General features: G+C 67.5%; 19 protein-coding genes. 2 read left to right on the forward strand and 17 right to left on the reverse strand.

What is annotated here, in order from left to right:
• Window positions 1-43: 43 nt before the first annotated feature.
• The 15 genes from OGL93_RS09110 to OGL93_RS09180 form a co-directional block, all read right to left on the reverse strand.
• Window positions 44-328 (reverse strand): hypothetical protein, encoded by a 285-nt coding sequence (locus OGL93_RS09110; RefSeq protein WP_263262294.1) that lies wholly within the window; start codon window positions 326-328, stop codon window positions 44-46.
• Window positions 325-969 (reverse strand): cytochrome c oxidase subunit 3, encoded by a 645-nt coding sequence (locus OGL93_RS09115; protein ID WP_263262295.1) that lies wholly within the window; start codon window positions 967-969, stop codon window positions 325-327. The genes OGL93_RS09110 and OGL93_RS09115 overlap by 4 nt, the downstream gene beginning before the upstream one ends.
• Complete coding sequence (locus OGL93_RS09120) at window positions 956-2,584, reverse strand: cbb3-type cytochrome c oxidase subunit I (protein ID WP_263262296.1); 1,629 nt, start codon at window positions 2,582-2,584, stop codon at window positions 956-958. Before OGL93_RS09120 ends, OGL93_RS09115 begins: the two co-directional genes overlap by 14 nt.
• Window positions 2,581-3,528, reverse strand: a complete 948-nt coding sequence (gene coxB / locus OGL93_RS09125; RefSeq protein WP_263262297.1) for a cytochrome c oxidase subunit II — start codon at window positions 3,526-3,528, stop codon at window positions 2,581-2,583. Before coxB ends, OGL93_RS09120 begins: the two co-directional genes overlap by 4 nt.
• Window positions 3,529-4,338, reverse strand: a complete 810-nt coding sequence (locus tag OGL93_RS09130) for an SCO family protein (protein WP_263262298.1) — start codon at window positions 4,336-4,338, stop codon at window positions 3,529-3,531.
• Complete coding sequence (locus tag OGL93_RS09135) at window positions 4,335-4,727, reverse strand: hypothetical protein (RefSeq protein ID WP_263262299.1); 393 nt, start codon at window positions 4,725-4,727, stop codon at window positions 4,335-4,337. Before OGL93_RS09135 ends, OGL93_RS09130 begins: the two co-directional genes overlap by 4 nt.
• Window positions 4,717-5,691 carry a hypothetical protein gene (locus tag OGL93_RS09140; RefSeq protein ID WP_263262300.1) on the reverse strand — a complete coding sequence of 325 codons (975 nt, stop codon included), beginning with the start codon at window positions 5,689-5,691 and terminating at the stop codon, window positions 4,717-4,719. The genes OGL93_RS09135 and OGL93_RS09140 overlap by 11 nt, the downstream gene beginning before the upstream one ends.
• Window positions 5,688-6,227: a cytochrome c gene (locus OGL93_RS09145; protein ID WP_263262301.1), complete on the reverse strand. Its 540-nt coding sequence runs from the start codon at window positions 6,225-6,227 to the stop codon at window positions 5,688-5,690. The genes OGL93_RS09140 and OGL93_RS09145 overlap by 4 nt, the downstream gene beginning before the upstream one ends.
• Window positions 6,224-6,757, reverse strand: coding sequence for a DUF3341 domain-containing protein (locus tag OGL93_RS09150; protein ID WP_263262302.1), 534 nt, complete (start codon window positions 6,755-6,757; stop codon window positions 6,224-6,226). Before OGL93_RS09150 ends, OGL93_RS09145 begins: the two co-directional genes overlap by 4 nt.
• Window positions 6,754-8,103, reverse strand: a complete 1,350-nt coding sequence (gene nrfD / locus OGL93_RS09155) for an NrfD/PsrC family molybdoenzyme membrane anchor subunit (protein ID WP_263262303.1) — start codon at window positions 8,101-8,103, stop codon at window positions 6,754-6,756. Before nrfD ends, OGL93_RS09150 begins: the two co-directional genes overlap by 4 nt.
• On the reverse strand, window positions 8,103-11,021 hold the full coding sequence (locus OGL93_RS09160; protein ID WP_263262304.1) for a TAT-variant-translocated molybdopterin oxidoreductase: 2,919 nt from the start codon (window positions 11,019-11,021) through the stop codon (window positions 8,103-8,105). The genes nrfD and OGL93_RS09160 overlap by 1 nt, the downstream gene beginning before the upstream one ends.
• A gap of 4 nt (window positions 11,022-11,025) precedes the next feature.
• Window positions 11,026-11,682, reverse strand: coding sequence for a cytochrome c3 family protein (locus OGL93_RS09165; protein WP_263262305.1), 657 nt, complete (start codon window positions 11,680-11,682; stop codon window positions 11,026-11,028).
• 12 nt (window positions 11,683-11,694) lie between these two features.
• Window positions 11,695-12,693 (reverse strand): COX15/CtaA family protein, encoded by a 999-nt coding sequence (locus OGL93_RS09170; protein WP_263262306.1) that lies wholly within the window; start codon window positions 12,691-12,693, stop codon window positions 11,695-11,697.
• Between the two features lie 368 nt (window positions 12,694-13,061).
• Window positions 13,062-13,346, reverse strand: coding sequence for a hypothetical protein (locus tag OGL93_RS09175; protein ID WP_263262307.1), 285 nt, complete (start codon window positions 13,344-13,346; stop codon window positions 13,062-13,064).
• A gap of 61 nt (window positions 13,347-13,407) precedes the next feature.
• Window positions 13,408-13,731 (reverse strand): hypothetical protein, encoded by a 324-nt coding sequence (locus OGL93_RS09180; protein WP_263262308.1) that lies wholly within the window; start codon window positions 13,729-13,731, stop codon window positions 13,408-13,410.
• A 213-nt stretch (window positions 13,732-13,944) separates the two neighbouring features.
• Between OGL93_RS09180 and OGL93_RS09185 the strand changes: the two genes are divergently transcribed.
• Window positions 13,945-15,090 carry a zinc-dependent alcohol dehydrogenase gene (locus OGL93_RS09185; RefSeq protein ID WP_263262309.1) on the forward strand — a complete coding sequence of 382 codons (1,146 nt, stop codon included), beginning with the start codon at window positions 13,945-13,947 and terminating at the stop codon, window positions 15,088-15,090.
• Here the strand turns inward: OGL93_RS09185 and ftrA are convergent.
• A complete protein-coding gene (ftrA, locus tag OGL93_RS09190; RefSeq protein WP_263262310.1) occupies window positions 15,068-16,045 on the reverse strand; it encodes a transcriptional regulator FtrA in 978 nt (325 codons plus the stop codon). The two genes, OGL93_RS09185 and ftrA, sit on opposite strands and share 23 nt — an antisense overlap.
• Before the next feature lie 203 nt (window positions 16,046-16,248).
• Here ftrA and OGL93_RS09195 point away from each other — a divergent pair, with 203 nt between their 5' ends.
• Window positions 16,249-16,674 carry a rhodanese-like domain-containing protein gene (locus OGL93_RS09195; RefSeq protein ID WP_263262311.1) on the forward strand — a complete coding sequence of 142 codons (426 nt, stop codon included), beginning with the start codon at window positions 16,249-16,251 and terminating at the stop codon, window positions 16,672-16,674.
• Between the two features lie 55 nt (window positions 16,675-16,729).
• Here the strand turns inward: OGL93_RS09195 and OGL93_RS09200 are convergent, their stop codons facing one another.
• A complete protein-coding gene (locus tag OGL93_RS09200) occupies window positions 16,730-17,473 on the reverse strand; it encodes a GGDEF domain-containing protein (protein WP_263262312.1) in 744 nt (247 codons plus the stop codon).
• Between the last annotated feature and the right edge of the window lie 55 nt (window positions 17,474-17,528).

Raw genomic sequence — 17,528 nt, forward strand, 5'->3', positions numbered from 1 at the left:
ACGGTAGGAGCGGGTCGAAGCCCGCGAACCAACCGTCAAAACCTCATCCCTCCATCCGCTGGTACAAATCCATCAACGTCATCCCGAACAGGATCACGAACCAGAACAGCGTGCCGAGGGCGAACAGCTTGACCAGCGGGCTGCTGCGTTGCAGCTCGATAAAGCAGCCCAGCACCAGCGCGGCTTCGAGGGTAGCGCAGCTGAACATCCACAGCGGCCGCCAGGGCAGGGGCGAGACGCTGATGGCGATGGTTGCCACCAGCAGCACCAGGCCGGCGCCATAGGCCAACAGCAAACGAGGCACAGGCATGCTGGCTTCGGTGTTCATAGGGGCCTTCCGATCAAGTACAGCGTGGGGTAAACGAAGATCCAGATGATGTCCACCACGTGCCAATACAGCGCGAAGGTTTCCAGCACCAGAAAGCGTTCGGGCATGTGCAGCCGGCCCACCTGCAGGCGCCAATGGATGGCCAGGGCGAACAGGATCGCGACGGTCACATGCACCGCATGCACGCCGGTGATCACCAGGTACAGCCCCACGAACATCTTCGCCGGCGGTGCGCTCAGCGGGTTATCCGCCTGGCCGGGCAGCAGCTTTTCCTCGAACTCGCTGTGGTATTCGAACCCCTTGAGCACTAGGAACGCTCCGGCCAAGGCGCTGGCCAGCAGCAGCCAGCGCTGCACGCCACGGTGGTTGCCCACGCGGCCCGCGTTCAGGGCCAGGGTCACCACCAGGCTGCTGGTCAGCAGCAGGGCGCTGTTGACCCCGGCCAGCAGGTAATGGAAATGCCCCACCGCCTCGGCGACCGCTCCGGGGTGGGCCATGCGAAAGTAGGTGGCAGCGAACAGCAGCACGCCGAACATCATGGTTTCGGTGGCGAGGAACAGCCACATGCCTTGGTGTACCGCCTCGCGCTGCTGCGCGTAGCTGACGAATTGATCAGTGATCGCGCGTTCAATCCCGGCCATGGGTCGCCTCCGGGGGGTAGTCGTAGGCTTCGAAGTCCACGATCGGGATCTGCTCGAAGTTATGCTCTGGCGGCGGCGAGGCCACTTTCCACTCGAGCCCGGCGGCGCCCCATGGGTTGGGCGGGGCAATCGGGCCACGGAACCAGGACCACAACAGGTAACAGAAGGGCATCAGGTAGGCCACGGCCAGCACCGCGGCGCCGGCCGTGGACAGCACGTTGAGCACCTGGAATTCCGGCAGGTAGTGGTGGTAGCGGCGCGGCATGCCCTCGTAGCCAAGCACGAACTGCGGCAAAAAGGTCAGGTTGAAGCCCAGGAAGATCAGGATCGCCGCCAGCTTGCCGAGGGTTTGCGGGTACATGCGCCCGGTGATCTTCGGCCACCAGAAATGCAGCCCGCCAAAGAACGCCGACACCGCCGCGCCCACCATGATGTAGTGGAAGTGCGCCACCACGAAGTAGGTATCGTGCACGTGCAGGTCCGCGGCCAGCAGCGCCACGAACAGCCCGGCGCAGCCGCCCAGCAGGAACAGGGCGATAAAGGTGCAGCCATAGAGGAAGTGCGCGGTGATCACCAGGCGGCTTTTGTAGAGGGTGGCGGTCCAGTTGTAGACCTTGATCGCCGAGGGAATGGCGATCAGAAAACTCAGCAGCGAAAACAGCAGGCTGGCGTACATGGACTGCCCTGCTACGAACATATGGTGCCCCCAGACCATGAAGCCGAGGATGGCGATGGCGATGCTGGAGAACGCGATAAAACCGTAGCCGAACACCCGCTTGTGCGCGGCCGCGGTGATCAGCTCGTTGATCACGCCCATGCCTGGCAGCAGCATGATGTATACCGCCGGGTGGCTGTAGAACCAGAACAGGTGCTGGAACAGCAACGGATCCCCGCCCAGGGCTGGGTCGAAGATGCCGATCTTGAACAGGTGCTCGGCGGCAATCAGCACCAGGGTGATCGCCAGCACCGGCGTAGCCAGGATCAGGATCACCGAGGTGGCGTAAAGCGCCCAGATGAACAGCGGCAAGCGAAACCAGGTCATGCCCGGTGCGCGCATGGTGTGCACTGTGACCACGATATTGATGCCGGTGAAGATCGAGGAAAAACCGGTGATGAACACGCCCACGATCACCGCCACCACATGGCCGTTGCTGAACATGGTCGACAGCGGGGTGTAGAAGGTCCAGCCGGTGTCCACGCCCCCGGCCAGCAGCGCGAACAGGGTGAACAACCCGCCGCCCATCAGCAGGTACCAACTGGCCAGGTTCATCCGTGGCAGGGCCATGTCTTTGGCGCCGATCATCAGCGGCACCAGGAAGTTGCCCAGCACCGAGGGGATGGACGGGATCAGGAAGAACCACACCATGATCACCCCGTGCAGGGTAAAGGCGCGGTTGTAGCCGTCCGAGGACAGTACGTCGCCGTCGGGGGTGAGCAGCTCCACCCGGATCAGCGCCGCCGCCATGCCACCGATAAAGAAAAAGAAGGTCACGGCGATCATGTAGAGCACGCCGATGCGCTTGTGGTCGGTGGTCAGCAGCCACGAGCGCAGGCTGTGGCCCGCCTCCAGGTAGCTTGGGGCCGGCGCGCTGGGCAGGGGGGGCTGGGCGTTCATCGGGGCGGCTCCGCGTTACCAAGGGATTGAATGAAAGCGACCAGGCGCACCACGGCGTCCTCGTCCAGCACGTTGCTGTAGGTGGGCATGATCGGCGCGTAGCCGGCGGCCACCTGTTTTTGCGGCAGCAGGATCGAATCCCGCAGGTAGCTGGCGTCCGCCGTGGCCGTGCTGCCATCGGCCAACGGCACCGGCCGCCCATACAACCCTTCGAGCTTGGGCGCGTGCACCACTGCCGAGGCGCCATGGCAACCGCTGCAACCCATTTGCTGGTAAAGGGCTTCGCCTTGCTCGGCCAGGCTGCCTGGCGCGTCTGCCACGCCCAGCCAGCGGGTGTAGTCCGCTGGGGTCTGCACCACCAACTTGGCCAGCATGGCGGAGTGGTCGGTGCCGCAGAACTCGGCGCAGAACACCTGGTAGGTGCCGGGCTGGTCGGCCTGGAACCACATCTGCGAATAACGCCCCGGGAGCACGTCCTGTTTCACCCGCATCACCGGAATGTAGAAACTGTGGATCACGTCTTCGGAAATCATGTTCAGCTTGATCGGCCTGCCAGCGGGCACGTGCAACGCGTTGAGCTCGCGCTGGCCGCTGGCGTGCTGGAATTTCCACATCCACTGCTTGCCCGTGAGCTGGATCTCCAGCGCATCCACCGGCGGCGTGCGGGCCTCGAAAAACAGCCGGGCGGAGAGCCAGAACAGCACCATGGCGGCGATGAAGGGCACCACGATCCAGGCGATTTCCAGCTTGTGATTGCCGATGGCGGTGCTGTTGCGCAGCACCTTGGTGCCGTCCCGGTAGCGCACGCTGAACACCACCAGGCAGATCACCACCGGCAGCACGAACAGCAGCATCACGCCGGTGAAGGTCATCACCATCCAGTCCACCCGGCTGGCGTAGGCTGAGCCTGCCATCGGCCATAGCTGCGCGAAGAACCCGTTCACTTAGGCGACCCTCCTGCGTTCACGCACCACCGCCAGGGCGATGCCGCCGCCCAGCAGCAGGCAGGTGAGCACGCCGCCGGCCTGCAGCATACGGATCACCAGGTTGTCGTAGCCGCCGGTGCGGGGGTCGTAGTGGAAGCACAGCAACAGCAAGCGATCCCCCAGGCTGCCCACCTTGCCCTGGCCCGCTTCGGTGACGGCCAGGCGCAGGTCGCTGGCCTGGTAACCGAGCCCATACAGCCAGCGCGCCAAGGTACCGTTGGCCGTCACGGTGGCGATGGCCGAGGTGTGCGCGTACTCACCCACCTGCGGGTCGAAGCGGTAGCGAAAGCCCATGGCTTTGGCCAGGCCCGCGCTGGACCCCTGCGGCCCCACCAGAAAGTGCACCGCCGGGTTGTGCGCCAGTTCCGGCCAGCGCCGCGCCAGGGCCGCCAGTTGGGCGGCGGCGTCGGTCGGGGTTTCCTCAGGCTTGAAGCTGAAGGCAACCAGCTGGTAGTCCCGCCCGGGCTGATAGTTGAGCGCGGCCAGCAGCATGAACAGTGTGGCCAACTGCGCCGAGCACACGTTGGGGCAGGTGAAATACACCGGCACCACGATCATTGGCAGCGTGCCGCTGTACTGGCGCAGGGTCGCGGCGTCGCCGTGCTGGTCGGTGAAGGGTGCGTCCAGCGGCAGGGCCGCGCCCAGGCGGTCGTCGATTCCGGCGCCGGCAAAGGGCGAGAGGTTCTTGCCGTCTACCGCGCCCGCCGCGATGGGAAGCAGCAGGGCCAATGCCAGCCCGCAGGCAGAAAGATAACGCGCCCGGCTCATGGCGCACCGCCCACGTTCTGCGCCGGCCAGCCACGCTCGCCCAGCAGCTGCATGGCCCGCTCGATGGGAATATGCGCCACGCCTTGCTCGCCAGGTACCCAGCCATAGCCTTGCAACTTGGCGCGGCCGGCGCTGAGCGCCTGTTCGCCTTCGGCCGGGCTGTTCACTTCCAGGTGGGGGCGCGGCGGCGGCTCACGCTGCTGTTCTACCTGCGTCAGCGGTGGCTGCCGGCGCTGGTAGATGATCGGGTAGTAGTGCATCAGTAGGGCGATCACGCTGCCACTGGCCAGCAGCATCACCAACAGGCCGGCGCCGGTGTAGAGAATGCCCCGCACCGAGATTGCATCCGGCTCCACGCCAGGCGCGGCGGGCGGCTGCTTATCGTTCATGGCGGCGCCTCCAGAGGGTGAGCGAAGCAATGGCCCCGGCCCAGGCCAGCCAGGCCAGTGGAAGCCACAGCGAGGGGGCCAGCCCAAGCGAGGGCAGGCCGAGCCAGCTGCTTTCAACGAAGCCACTCAATAGCGTTAGCCCGCAGGCCCAGTGCAGCACCCTTGGCCGCTTGCCCCAGGGCAGGGCCAGGAGCATCAGCGGCAGCACCGCCTGGGTCAGCGCCAGCACCCCAGCCACCGCTCCCCAACCGTGCGTCGAACGCTCCAGGTACCAGTGAATCTCGCGCGGCAGGTTGCCGGCCCACACGATCAGGTACTGCATGAACTGCAAGTACAGCCAGAAGATGCACGCCCCCAGCAGCAGGCCGCGAACGATGCGCTGGCTGTGCGGCCCGCCGGTGAGCCCCGCGAAGGCCAGCCCCATCAGCAAGGCACGCAGCACATAGAACAGGCCGAAGAGGGTCGAGGCCAGGTGCGCGTCCAGGCTCATCAACCAGTCGATGCCAGCGGCGGACAGGCTCAGCACCAGCTCGATCACGCCAATGCCCGCGCGCACCTGGCCCATGCCCACGCGCAGCCAGCTGCTCAACCACAGCCACAGGCCGGCATAGATCAGCGCGCGGAACACAAAGGTGATCGGTTGCAGCCAGAAGCCTCTGAAGCCCTCGGTGGGGTGTTCGCTCCAGGGGTAGAGCAGCCAGGCCGCTGGCAACAGTATCAGCAGGCCCAGCAGGGCCCACGGCAGGCTAGCCAGCCCCACCGCCAGGCTGGGGCCCAGCGCCGCCCGCCACTGGCCTCGCACCAGCGGCAGCAAAAAGCCCCAGAACAGGCAACCCAGGGCCAGGGTCACGCAGGTGACCGCTGCGCTCAAACCCGCGGCCATCACCGCGCGGCCATCGAGCAAGGCGCCGATCAACAGCGTCAGCACCATCGCCGCCAAGGCAAGCAAGGGCGTGCGGTTCATGGCGCGTGCTCCAGGGCTTGGCGGTCCTCGGCGGGCAATTGGCCCACCGGCGCATGGCGGCTGAGCTGCAACGCGCGGATATACGCGGCGATGGCCCAGCGGTCGACCGGCGCCACCCGCGCCGCGTAGCTGTACATCTGCCCGTAGCCGTTGCTGATCACGTTGACGAAATAGCCCTCCGGGGCGGCCCGCAGCCGGGGCTCGGTGAAGTCTGGCGGCGCCGGAAAACCGCGCGCGACCACGGTGCCGTGGCCGTCGCCCGCAAGCCCGTGGCAGGGGGTGCAATATACCTGGTAGCGGTCCTGGCCCCGCTGCAGCAGTTCGGCGGTGAGCGCCGGCCGCTGCCGCAATTCGGCTTCGCGGGCAGCTGCGCCACGTGGCACGGTGCCGGGGGGCGGGGCCTGCTGCACCTGGCCGTTGGGGAAGAAGTCGCTGGCGGCCTGGTCACGGGCCTTGCGCTGGCGCTCCAGGTTGTCGCAGGCCACCAGGGCCACGACCATTGCCGCTATCAACAGCGCCCGCGCTCCGGTAGTCATTGCCACACCTCGGTCACTGAGTCCGCCCGTTCGGCGAGCCACTCGCGGGTGGCGTTGAGCTCGAAGTGCGGGTCTTCGGCCAATAGGCACAGCAAGAAGCGGTCATCGGAGGCACCGGCAAAGCTGCTGGCATCGAACAGCGGATGGTGCAGCCGCGGCAGGCGACAAAGGATGAACAGCCCCAGCACCGTGGCCAGGCATGCGAACAGCACCGCTAGCAGGAAGGTCACGATCATGAACGCTGGCAGGGCCAGCAGCGGGCGCGCGCCGATGTTCAGCGGGTAGTCGAGGTTGGCATACACCTGCAGGCCAAAGCCGCAGAGGGCGCCGAGCACCCCGCCAGCGATGCCGAAGGCTTGCACGCGGCGGTCGGTAAGGCCCAGCGGCGCGTCGAGTTCCTCCAGGGGGAAGGGGCTGAAAGCCTCCATGCGGCGAAAGCCTGCGGCCCGGGCATTTTCGCAGGCGGCGATCAAGGCATCGGCCTGGGAGAATTCAGCGAGCAGCCCATAGGGCGCGGGTGCGGCTTTCATCGGCCCTCCCGGCTGCGATGCAGCGCCTGCTTGACCTCGAACGCCGACACCATCGGCACGAAGCGCAGGAACAGGCAGAAGGGCACCCCAAAGATGCCGAAGGTGCCGATGAACAACGCCACTTCCCAGAAGGTCGGGCTGTAGGCGTCGCTCCAGGCGGAGGGCATGAAGTCCCGGGTTTGCGGGGTCACTAGCAGCATGAAGCGCTCGCACCACATGCCGATCAGCACGGCCAGCGCCACCGCGCTCAGCCAGCCGGCGTGGCGCCGCACCCACGGCCACCACAGCGCTTGCAGCAGCACCACGTTGCACACGATCGCCAGCCAGAAGCTCCAGGCGGTAGGGCCGGTCATCCGCGCCAGGGTGACCACCCGCTCTTGAGGCTCGCCGGAATAGAACGCCATGAAGATGTCTGCCAGGTAGCCATAGGCGGTGAGCCAGCCGGTGACCAGGATCAGCCGCCCGAGCATGTCCAGGTGGCGCGCGGTGATCAGGTTGTCCAGCAGCAACAGGCGGCGCACGCCGCAGGCCAACAGGGCGACCAGGGCGAACCCGGAGAACACCGCGCCGGCCACGAAGTACGGCGGGAACACTGTGGAGTGCCAGCCGGCGGCAAGCCCCAGGTCGAGCAGGAAGGAGTAGCCGCTGCTTACCGAGAACACCAGCGGCACCGCCAGGATCGCGATCAACCGGTAGGCTTGGTGCCAATACGCCCAGTGGCTGGCCGCATTGCGCCAGCCCAGCGCCAGCACGCCGTAGAACAGCTGCTGGCCACGGCGCTGAGCGCGGTCGCGGGCGGCGGCGAAGTCTGGGATGGCGCCGATGTAAAGGAACAGCACCGACACCAGCAGGTAGCTGAGCACGGCGAAGAAGTCCCAGGCGGTGGGGCTCTTGAATTGCGGCCACAAGCCCAGGGTGCTGGGGTAGGGCGCGATCCAATAGAAGTACTGCGGCCTGCCCAGGTGCATGATCGGGTACAGCCCGGCGCAACACACCGCCATCAGCGTCATCAGCTCGGCCAGGCGGTTGAGGGAATTGCGCCACGGCCGCTCCAGCAACAGCAGCAGCGCGGAGATAAAGGTGCCGGCGTGGCCGATGCCCAGCCACCAGATGTAGTTGAGGATGTCGAAGGCCCAGTTCACCGGGGTGTTGCTGCCCCACACGCCCACGCCCCGGCTGAACAGCACGATCACCGCCACCAGGTACACGCCCAGCAGCGCCGAGCAGGCGCCCAGCAGCATCCACCAGCGGCGGCGCTGGGCGAAGTGCAGGGGAATGTCCATCACCTGGGCGGTCACCGCGCTGGCGGGAAGGTCCAGCGGCAGGAAATGCGGCGTGTTGGCCATCAGCTGTCCTCCGGGTTCAGCGGGCCATCCATCAGCTCGCCCAGGTAGGTGGTTTTGGGCCGGGTGTTGAGTTCTTCGAGCAACCCATAATGACGGACCGAGGCCCGGCCCTGGCTGACCCGGCTGGCGCTGTCGGCGAGGTTGCCGAAGGTGATCGCCTGGGTGGGGCAGGTCTGCTGGCAGGCGGTGACCACTTCGCCGTCGGCGATGGCGCGGCCTTCCTTGCGCGCGGTGATCCGCGCCTCGCTGATGCGCTGCACGCAGTACGTGCATTTTTCCATCACGCCGCGGGCGCGCACGGTGACGTTGGGGTTACGTTGCGCCTTGACCGAGGCGGCGTCGTCGGCGGTCCAGTCCAGCCAGTTGAAGCGGCGCACCTTGTATGGGCAGAACGAGGAACAGGTGCGGGTGCCGATGCAGCGGTTGTAGACCATCTCGTTCAGCCCGCCGGTGCCATGCACCGTGGCGTTGACCGGGCAGCCGGCCTCGCAGGGGGCTTGCTCGCAGTGCATGCAGGGCACTGGCAAGAAGTGCGAGGTCGGTGCCTTGGGCGGCCCCTTGTAGTAGTGGTCCACCCGCAGCCAGTGCATCTGCCGGCCCTTGAGCACCTGTTCCTCGCCTACCACCGGGATGTTGTTCTCCGCCTGGCAGGCAACCACGCAGGCGTTGCAACCGATGCATTGGTCCAGGTCGATCAGCATGCCCCAGGAGGTGTCGCGGGCAGGGATCGGCGGGTACAGCGAGGGCTGGTCGGGCGCGGGGGTGGGCGCTGGGCCCGCCGCTTGCGCACGGCTGAACTGGCGGATCAGCTCGCTCTGGCCCAGGTCATGGTGCATCTGCGTGCTGGCCAGCCGCTGCCGCTCGCCGGTAGCCGTCACCTGCACGCCGTCGCGCTGGAAAGGTAACAGCGCGGTTTGCAGCGGGGTGATGGAAAAGCCCACGCCGTCGGCCACCTTGCCGGCGCGGTGGCGGCCGTGGCCGCCGTACACCATCAGGGTGTCTTCCTGCTGGCCGGGCATGACCCACAACGGCCCGACCAGCGCCTGGCCGTCGGCCTCCACCCGCACTCGGTCGCCGCTGCCCAGGCCCAGGCGCTCAGCCAATGCAGGGGCGATGGCAACCACGTTGGTCCAAGTGAGCTGGCTGATGGGCTTGGGCAGTTCCTGCAACCAGCCAAGGTTGGCGAAGCGGCCGTCCCAGAGGGTGGGGTCCGGCCGCACGACCAGCTGCAGGCCTGCAACGGGTGGCGCTTCGGCCAGCCGCACCGGCGCTGCGTCGGCCTGCACCGCCGGCAGGGCGCTGCCTTCCACGTAGCCGAGCTCCAGCGCCTTGCGCCAGGCCGCCTCGCTCAGGCCGGAGAAGGTCTTGCGTACCTCGGTGTAGGCATCGGCGCTCAGTTCGCCAGCGAACAGCGGGAGGATGTCCGCCAGCGCCTTGCTGCTGTAGAAGGGCGCGACCAGCGGTTGCTGCAGGCAGACGCTGCCGTCCACGGCGCGGGCGTCGCTCCAGTTGTCCAGGGCGTCGCTGAGCGGCAGGTGCCAATGGCAGAGCGCGGCGGTCTCGTCGTAATACAGGCTGGCGCACAGGCGCAGTGGCACCTTGGCCATGCGGGTGGCGAAGTCCAGCTCGCCGGGGGCATCGAAGGCCGGGTTGCTGTCCAGCACCAGCAGGGCCTGCACGTTGCCTGCGTCCATGGCCTGCACCAGCGCGGGCAAGCCTTCCAGTGGCGCGCCGGCGAGGCTCAGCAGCGGCACCGGCTCGCTGTAGGTCAAGGTGTGGCCCACATTGCCCAGGCGGGCATTGAGGCGGTGCACCGCGGCTTGTACGTCCACCGGCGCATAGGCCCCGGCGGTGATCAGGCAGCGGCCTGGGCGCGCCTTCAGGCCATCGGCCAACTGTTGCACCCAGCGTTGGTCGGCTTCAGCCAGCGTTGGCGCCTCGGTGGCTTCGCCAAGGGCGGCGGCCAGCGCCTGCACGTAGGCGCGCTGTTGCCCCGGCGCGACACGCCGGCGCTCGCTGGCATTGGCCCCAGTGAGGCTGCTGCCGGGTTCGAGCACGACCAGCCGCGCCTCGCCGTTGCCCGCGGCCGCTGCCTGCCGGCGTTGCCCCCAGCCCAGGCCGTTGGCGGTCTGCCAGGGGCCGGGGCCGAGCAGGTCGTCATCCAGGGCTACGATCCATTCGGCGGCGTCCAGCCGTGGGCGGGTCTCCAGCGGGCGGCCAAATGCGATGCGCGCGGCTTCGTAGCGCAGGCCCTCGAAAGGCTCATGGCGATACGCTCGCAGCCCAGGCCAGCGCTTCTTGAAGGCTTCCAGCTGACGCGCCAGGGTGGCCGAGCTGTTGGCGCCGATCAGCACATGCAAGCCGTCGCCCTGGTGGGCATCCAGTTGTTTGACCAGCCCCTGCTGGTGCTGCTGGAAGGCCTGCCAGCTGCTTTCCTGGCCATTGTTGCGCGGCGCCGGGGCGCGGTCGGGGTCGTACAGGCGCAGGATCGCTGCCTGGGTGAAGGCGTCGCAGCGGCCAAGGCTGGCGGGGTGATCCGGGTTGCCTTCGAGCTTGGTCGGCCGGCCCACGTGTGTGCGGCCGAGCACCGGTTGGGCGTAACCGCCCAGGGCCACGGCGGTGGCGTACCAGCGGGGAATGCCGGGCACGCTGTTCTCGGGCTGGGACACATAAGGCACGGCGGTGTCCGGCGCGGGGCCGCAGGCCGCCAGCCCACCCAGGGCCAGCGAAGCGCCCATCAGTTGCAGGAAGCGGCGCCGGTCCATGCCTTCGGGGGTGGCCACTTCAGCGAACTCGGCCTCCAGTGCTTCCAGGCCGGCTGGCTGCGCCAGCGCCTCCAGGCTGCGCCAGTAGCCATGACCGCCTGCGTCGTTCGGCGGATCGCCTGGGGCTTGAGGGTCGAAGGTGCGCACGCTCATGGCTTCACCTGTGGCAAACGCTGCAAGAGGTCAGGTCGCGGGTATCGATGTGGTACTCGCGCAGCAAACGCTGGCCCAGCTCGCGGCGGTCTTCGCGGGTTTGCCAGTCCATCTGGGTCACGGCTTCGCGCGGCCGCAGGCGCGGCGCCGGGTCGCGGTGGCAGTCCAGGCACCATTGCATCTGGAAGGGTTCGGCACGGCGCATCAGCGGCATGGTGTCTACCCGGCCGTGGCACTCCACGCAGCCGACCCCGGCGGTCACGTGCACGTCGTGATGGAAGTACACGTAGTCGGGCAGCTGCGCGACCCGGTTCCAGTGCAGCGGCTGGTTGCGCGCCAGGCTCTGGCGCAGCGGCTCGAGCAGGTCGGCGTTGGTCCAGATCTGCGAATGGCAAGTCATGCAGGTCTCGGTCGGCGGCAGGCTGGCCTGGGCGCTGGTGGCCACGCTGGTGTGGCAGTACTGGCAATCGAGCTTGAGGCCGCCCACATGGTGCTGGTGGGAAAAAGGCACTGGCTGGTCGATGGTCCAGCCGCGCAGGGTGGCGTAGTCCGAACGGGCCAGGAGGGAGGCACTGAGAAACACCACGGCCAGGCCACCGAACAGCCCGAGCAACGCCAGCCGAAGCCAGAGGTCGGCGTTGCGCGAGAAGATCTGTCCCATGGCCGCGGCCGGTCACGGTGCGTTGCGCAGCAGCAGGGGCCGTGGCTGCCAGCGCGCGAGCGCTGCACCTCGGCTGGCTGCGCGCGGGGCAAGGGTCAAGCGGTGATTCACCTCCACCAGTACCAGCGCCAACAGGGCGGCGCCGCCGGTGTGCGCCAACGCCAGCGGCAGGGGCGTGGCCCATACCGCGCTGGCCATCCCCAACAGGGCTTGGCCGAACCCACCGAGCGCCAGCACGCTGGCATGCCGGCGCAGGCCTCGGCGATACAAACGCCAGGCCAGCACCGCCAGCACCCCCAGCAGCACGAGCGCGCCCAGGCGGTGCGCCATGTGCAGGGCCGCGCGGGCATTGAGGCTCAGCGAGCCGGCGAGGTAGCTAGGCCCCACGGGCTGGGCCACTTGCAGCCCCTCGGAGAAATCCAACGCTTGCCAACTCACGCTGCCGCAACCGGGGAGGGCCGGGCATACCGCGCCGGCGTGGTTGGTGCTCGTCCAGCCCCCAAGCGCCACCTGCAGGGCAAAGGCCAGCAGGCCGAGCCGTGCCAGCCGGCGTGGCCCGGCCGTTCCCGGCGCGAGCCGTGTTCCCCTGGCCAGCCGGCGCCAGTGCAGGTAGGCAAGGCACAGGGTGCCCAAGCCGCCCAGCAGGTGCAGCGTCACCACTTGCGGCCACACCTTGAAGGTCACCGTCCACATGCCGAGCAGGGCCTGCAGGCTGACCAGCGCCAACAGCGCCAAGGCGGCGGGCTGGCGCCAACCGTGGCGGCGCCAGCTCAACCCGGCTTGCAGGGTCACCAGCAACACCAGGCTGCCAGCGGCGTAGCGGTGGATCATCTCGGTCCAGGCCTTGCTGGCTTCGGGCAGGCCGACGGGTACGCTTAACTGGCCGTAGCAGCCCGGCCAGTCGGGGCAGCCGAGGCCGGAACCGGTCAGCCGTGTGTAAGCCCCGAGCAGGACGACAACGGCGGCCAGTAGCGTAATACCGAGGGCAAGCAAGCGTTGTATGGGCGGCATTGTTTTACCTTATGTTTCATACGGTATTCATGCTAGACCACGAAACGGGGAATGCTTGGGCTGGGGCAAGGAACGGCTGGCACAGGGCAGGGTCTGGTGAAAATACCGTTACGGAGCGCGCTACCATGCCAGATCCAGTCAAACCCTCCAGTGAACCCGCTGCGGTGCCGGGTAACCCTGGCCCCTCGGTGCCTGCGCAAGCGCCGGTGCCGAGGGGCCCTTCAGAGGGCGAAAAGCGCCCGGAAGGCTGGGTAGACCCGATTGCCGACCCTAATGTGCTGCCTCACGGTTAAAGCGGTGGGCTGGGGCCGACGGGGCGAGAAAGCGAAAGGCTGGGCCGCCTCGCCCTGGGCGGCCCTCTTCACAGCTTAGTTGCCTTTTTTCTTGGTTCTGTCGGTTTCGTACTGGCTGTCGTACATTTTTTCCGCCTTGCCCGCCTTTTGATCCTCCGGGCGCACCTTGACCGGCCCTGTGCCGAGGATGCCAGTGCCTTCGCCCTTCACGTCAGCGGGGGTTTCAGCCGCGCCAGTGCGGGTTTCCACGTGCACTCCCGTGTCTTTCTTGTTTGTGCTGGTGTCGGCCGCCATTGCCTGGGCGGCCAGCAGGGCGGTCGCCAGGCCCAGGCCGGCCATGGCGTGTCGATAAAGGCTCATCGCAATTCTCCTCAAGGCTTCACGCTAACGGTGTGGCCCGGTTGGCCCAGGCCATGACGGGTCAGGGTTTCGCCGGCGTTTGCCCGGTGCTTTTTCCATTGGTGGTGTTGGTGTGGCGCTTGTGCACATGCTTGTTGTGAGGCGTTTTGCTGGCAGCCTTTTTGTCCACGTGTTGCATGTCCAGGGCACCATTGGCACCGGCAGGGTCGGTGGCTTGCGGGGCACTCTTGCTTGGAGCGCCGGGGGTGTCAGCGGATGGCGGCGAACCCAGGCCCGGTGTGGCAGGCGCGGTGTCGTCGGCGGTGCTGCCGGAGGCGGCCCAGCCCGCGCCTGAGGCAACGGCCAGGGACAGGCAGAGGTAGCGGAGGGTCTGAGGCAGTTTCATTGTTCTTCTCCTGTGGGTGCGCTACTTCAACCGACCCGCGATCGTCCCTTGGCGTTCCATATGCTTTGGATGACCACCGGTCCGCCGCGCTCAGCGTTTTTTCAAACTTGCGCGGCGAGCCCCGCCTCTATGCTGGTAGCTAGCCGGCACCGGGCCATGTCTGCCGCGGGGGGCCAGCGCTTTCCCACACCCGACCTACCTTGGAGGTGACAGATGAAAGCAGTGGTTTTTCACGGGCAAGGCGATATCCGCGTCGATGACGTCCCGGACCCAACGATCGAAGCGCCCACGGACGCCATCGTGCGGCTGACCGCTTCGGCAATCTGCGGCACCGACCTGCACTTTATTCGCGGCAGTTTCCCAGACATGCAGCCGGGGACGATCCTCGGCCATGAAGGGGTAGGGGTGGTCGAGGCCCTTGGCGCGGACGTGCGTAACCTCAAGGTCGGCGACCGCGTGGTGATTCCCTCGACCATCGCCTGCGGCAACTGCTCGTACTGCCGCGCCGGCTACTTTTCCCAATGCGACGTGGCCAACCCCAACGGCAAGGCGGCGGGCACCTCGTTCTTCGGCGGGCCAAAGGGCACTGGGCCCTTCCACGGCCTGCAGGCGGAGAAGGCGCGCATCCCCTACGCCAACATCGGCTTGATCAAGTTGCCGGACGCGATCAGCGACGACCAGGCCATCGCCATGTCGGATATCTTCCCTACCGCCTGGTTCGGCGCGGAGATGGCCGAGATCAAGGATGGCGATAGCGTGGCGGTGTTCGGTTGTGGCCCGGTCGGGCTGTTCACCATCGTCAGCGCCAAGCTGATGGGCGCCGGCAGGGTGTTCGCCATCGACGGCTTGCCTGATCGGCTGGAGCGGGCACGGGCGTTGGGCGCCGAATGCATCGACTTCGAACAGGAAGACCCGGTCGAAACCCTGCAACGGCTGACCGCAGGCATTGGGGTGGACCGCGCCATCGACGCGGTGGGCATCGATGCCAACCATCAGCATGGCGGGCACAGCCACAGCCATGCCCAGTGGCAGCCCGGGGATGCCCCGGCGCAAGCGCTGCAATGGGCGATCCAGGCCCTGGCCAAGGCCGGCACGCTGTCGATCATCGGCGTGTACCCGCCCGGCTTCGACAGCTTCCCCATCGGCGCGGCGATGAACAAGAACCTGACGATCAACATGGGCAACTGCCATCACCGCAAGTACATCCCCAAGTTGATCGACCTGACCCTCGCCGGCCGGGTCGACCCGGCCAAGGTGCTGACCCAGGCCGAGCCGCTGAGCGATGCGGTCGCCGCCTTCGAAGCGTTCGACCGCCACGACACGGGCTGGATCAAGGTCAAGTTGCAGCCGGGCGCATGAGGCCACCAAAGCGCTCGCGGTAGGCGGACGGCGCCAGGCCGCTGTGCTTGCGAAAGGCCAGGCGAAAGCTCTCTACCGAGCCGAAGCCACAGCGCTCGGCAAGGCGGTCGATGGGCAGGGCGCTGGCTTCCAGCAGTTCCCGCGCCAAGGCCAGCCGCGCCTGTTGCAGCCAGGCCTTGGGCCCAAGGCCGGTGGCTTCGGTGAACCGCCGCAGGAAGGTCCGCTCGCTCATCAGGGCGCGCTCGGCCATCGCGGCGACGCTCAACGGCCGATGCAGCCGCTGGCGGGCCCAGTCCAGCACCTGGGCGAGGTCGTGGCGGCTGTCCCGGGCCACCGGCGCGGGAATGAACTGCAGCTGGCCGCCCGAGCGTTGCGGCGCCATCACCAGCCTGCGCGCCACGCTGTTGGCCACGGCGGTGCCGAAGTCCCGTGCGACCAGGTGCAGGCAAGCGTCGATACCGGCCGCGCTGCCGGCCGAGGTGATGATTTGCCCGGCGTCCACGTAGAGCACGCCGGGGTCTACGTCGATCGAGGGAAAACGTTCGGCCAGTTCATCGGTATAGCGCCAGTGGGTAGTGGCGCGCTTGCCGTCGAGCAGCCCGGCCGCGGCCAGCACGAACACACCGGAGCAGATCGACACCAGCCGCGCCCCGCGCTGGTAGGCGGTGCGCAGGGCGTCGAGCAGCGCGGGTGGCGGCGGCAGGTCACGGTCTCGCCAACCGGGAATGACCACCGTGCCGGCCTCCGCCAGGCCTTCGAGGCCGGCGTCCGCCATGATCTGGAACCCGCCCATGGCGCGCATCGGGCCCGCGTCGGCGGCCACGATCCGGTGCCGGTACCAGGGAAAGTCGAACTCCGGCCGCGCCAAGCCAAAGATCTCCACGGCAATACCGAATTCGAAGGTGCACAGGCCATCGTAGGCAACGATGGCAACGGCGTTGATGTTTGGCTGCATTTGGCGGAAACCTGCCGGTGCTTGGCAAAGCAGCCACTGTAGCCGGGGCGCCAAGGCAAATACAGTACTTCGGCGCCGCGGGAGCGGGCGAAGCCTACGACCTACAGCCTTGCCGCCCTACGAAACGGCCCCGACTGTTTTTGCAGGCCCCGCCTCAGCGATCGGCTCGCAACGCCCCCAAGCCTTCAACCAAGGAAACCGCCATGCCCAGCCTCGTTAGCCAGACCCCAGCCGCACTCGCCGCCGATGCCCTGGCCCACTTCAGCCGGCGCCTGAGCTTCGAAACCGATTGCTCGGACGTGTATCACAGCCAGCGCGAAGGCGAGGTGGACTATCTGCTGGTGGACGTTCGCGGCGCCGAGGCCTTCGCCGCCGGGCATATCCCCGGGGCCATCAACTTGCCCCAACGCACCCTCACCGCCGAGCGATTGGCGGCTTATCCGGCGTCTACCTTATTCGTGGTCTATTGCGCCGGCCCCCACTGCAACGGCGTGCACCGGGCCGCCGTGCGCCTGGCCGGGCTCGGGTTCGCGGTCAAGGAGATGCTCGGCGGGGTCACCGGCTGGCTGGACGAGGGCTTTACTCTGACGGCGAACGAAGGTGTGAACCTGGGGTGTGGGTGCGCGTGAGGTGTTAGGGGCTCACCTCGACCCCAGCGGGGCATATGAACGCCCGTTCTCGTACCTATTCCGCCCAGCGAAAGCACTGCTTGCCGGCGTTTTTCGCCATGTACATGGCGCCGTCGGCGGCGTGGGTGAGGGCCCGGCGGTCTTCGCCGTGGCGGGGGAATTCGGCCATGCCGATGCTCACCCCTATGCGGGCGTCGGGCAGGTCCTCGAGCACGGTGCCTTGAGCAAGGTCGATCAGCCGCTGGGCAAGCACCTCCACGCCTTCGCCGCCGCCGTAGGCCAGCAGGGCGAATTCATCGCCGCCCAGGCGGGCCAGGGCTTCGTCATCGCGCACGGTGTCTTGCCAGCGTTCGCCGAGCATTCGCAGCAGCCGGTCGCCCGTGGCGTGGCCGTGCTGGTCATTGATCGCCTTGAAGCCATCCAGGTCCAGGTACAGCAGGGTCAGCGGGCGTTGCTCGCGGCGCGCGTGGGCCACGGCCAGCTCCAGGTGCAAGTTGAAGCCGCGGCGGTTGATCAGCCCGGTGAGCGGGTCGTGCTCGGCTTCGAAGGCATAGCGGTTGAGCTGTTCGGAGCGCTGCATGAGCGCGCGGCGCAGCGTGAGAAACAGGTACACCAGGCCCAGCAGCAACAACATGCACACCGCGGCGCCGCCGTGCAGCCAGTAACGGGCAGAGGGGCCCAGCGCGTCGGCCCGGGCCCAGCCGTAGCCAACGGCGACGGCCATGCCGGCCCAGGTGAGGGCGGAAAATCCAAGCAAGGCGAAGAACTTCTGGCGAACCGGGTTCTGGGTGGCGGGCAACGGGACAACCTCCAAGGCGGCAGGGCCTGAGCAAGTGGCGCCGACGATAGCATAG

The sequence above is a fragment of the Pseudomonas sp. RIT-PI-S genome, from assembly GCF_025642975.1.
Taxonomy (GTDB): domain Bacteria; phylum Pseudomonadota; class Gammaproteobacteria; order Pseudomonadales; family Pseudomonadaceae; genus Aquipseudomonas.

Coding starts and splice junctions, on each gene's coding strand:
- OGL93_RS09160 (WP_263262304.1), bottom strand. CDS start 11,021: ATGAGCGTGCGCACCTTCGACCCTCAAGCCCCAGGCGATCCGCCGAAC.
- OGL93_RS09145 (WP_263262301.1), bottom strand. CDS start 6,227: ATGACTACCGGAGCGCGGGCGCTGTTGATAGCGGCAATGGTCGTGGCC.
- OGL93_RS09170 (WP_263262306.1), bottom strand. CDS start 12,693: ATGCCGCCCATACAACGCTTGCTTGCCCTCGGTATTACGCTACTGGCC.
- OGL93_RS09165 (WP_263262305.1), bottom strand. CDS start 11,682: ATGGGACAGATCTTCTCGCGCAACGCCGACCTCTGGCTTCGGCTGGCG.
- ftrA (WP_263262310.1), bottom strand. CDS start 16,045: ATGCAGCCAAACATCAACGCCGTTGCCATCGTTGCCTACGATGGCCTG.
- OGL93_RS09175 (WP_263262307.1), bottom strand. CDS start 13,346: ATGAGCCTTTATCGACACGCCATGGCCGGCCTGGGCCTGGCGACCGCC.
- OGL93_RS09185 (WP_263262309.1), top strand. CDS start 13,945: ATGAAAGCAGTGGTTTTTCACGGGCAAGGCGATATCCGCGTCGATGAC.
- OGL93_RS09140 (WP_263262300.1), bottom strand. CDS start 5,691: ATGAACCGCACGCCCTTGCTTGCCTTGGCGGCGATGGTGCTGACGCTG.
- OGL93_RS09115 (WP_263262295.1), bottom strand. CDS start 969: ATGGCCGGGATTGAACGCGCGATCACTGATCAATTCGTCAGCTACGCG.
- OGL93_RS09195 (WP_263262311.1), top strand. CDS start 16,249: ATGCCCAGCCTCGTTAGCCAGACCCCAGCCGCACTCGCCGCCGATGCC.
- OGL93_RS09120 (WP_263262296.1), bottom strand. CDS start 2,584: ATGAACGCCCAGCCCCCCCTGCCCAGCGCGCCGGCCCCAAGCTACCTG.
- nrfD (WP_263262303.1), bottom strand. CDS start 8,103: ATGGCCAACACGCCGCATTTCCTGCCGCTGGACCTTCCCGCCAGCGCG.
- OGL93_RS09110 (WP_263262294.1), bottom strand. CDS start 328: ATGAACACCGAAGCCAGCATGCCTGTGCCTCGTTTGCTGTTGGCCTAT.
- OGL93_RS09150 (WP_263262302.1), bottom strand. CDS start 6,757: ATGAAAGCCGCACCCGCGCCCTATGGGCTGCTCGCTGAATTCTCCCAG.
- OGL93_RS09180 (WP_263262308.1), bottom strand. CDS start 13,731: ATGAAACTGCCTCAGACCCTCCGCTACCTCTGCCTGTCCCTGGCCGTT.
- OGL93_RS09130 (WP_263262298.1), bottom strand. CDS start 4,338: ATGAGCCGGGCGCGTTATCTTTCTGCCTGCGGGCTGGCATTGGCCCTG.
- OGL93_RS09135 (WP_263262299.1), bottom strand. CDS start 4,727: ATGAACGATAAGCAGCCGCCCGCCGCGCCTGGCGTGGAGCCGGATGCA.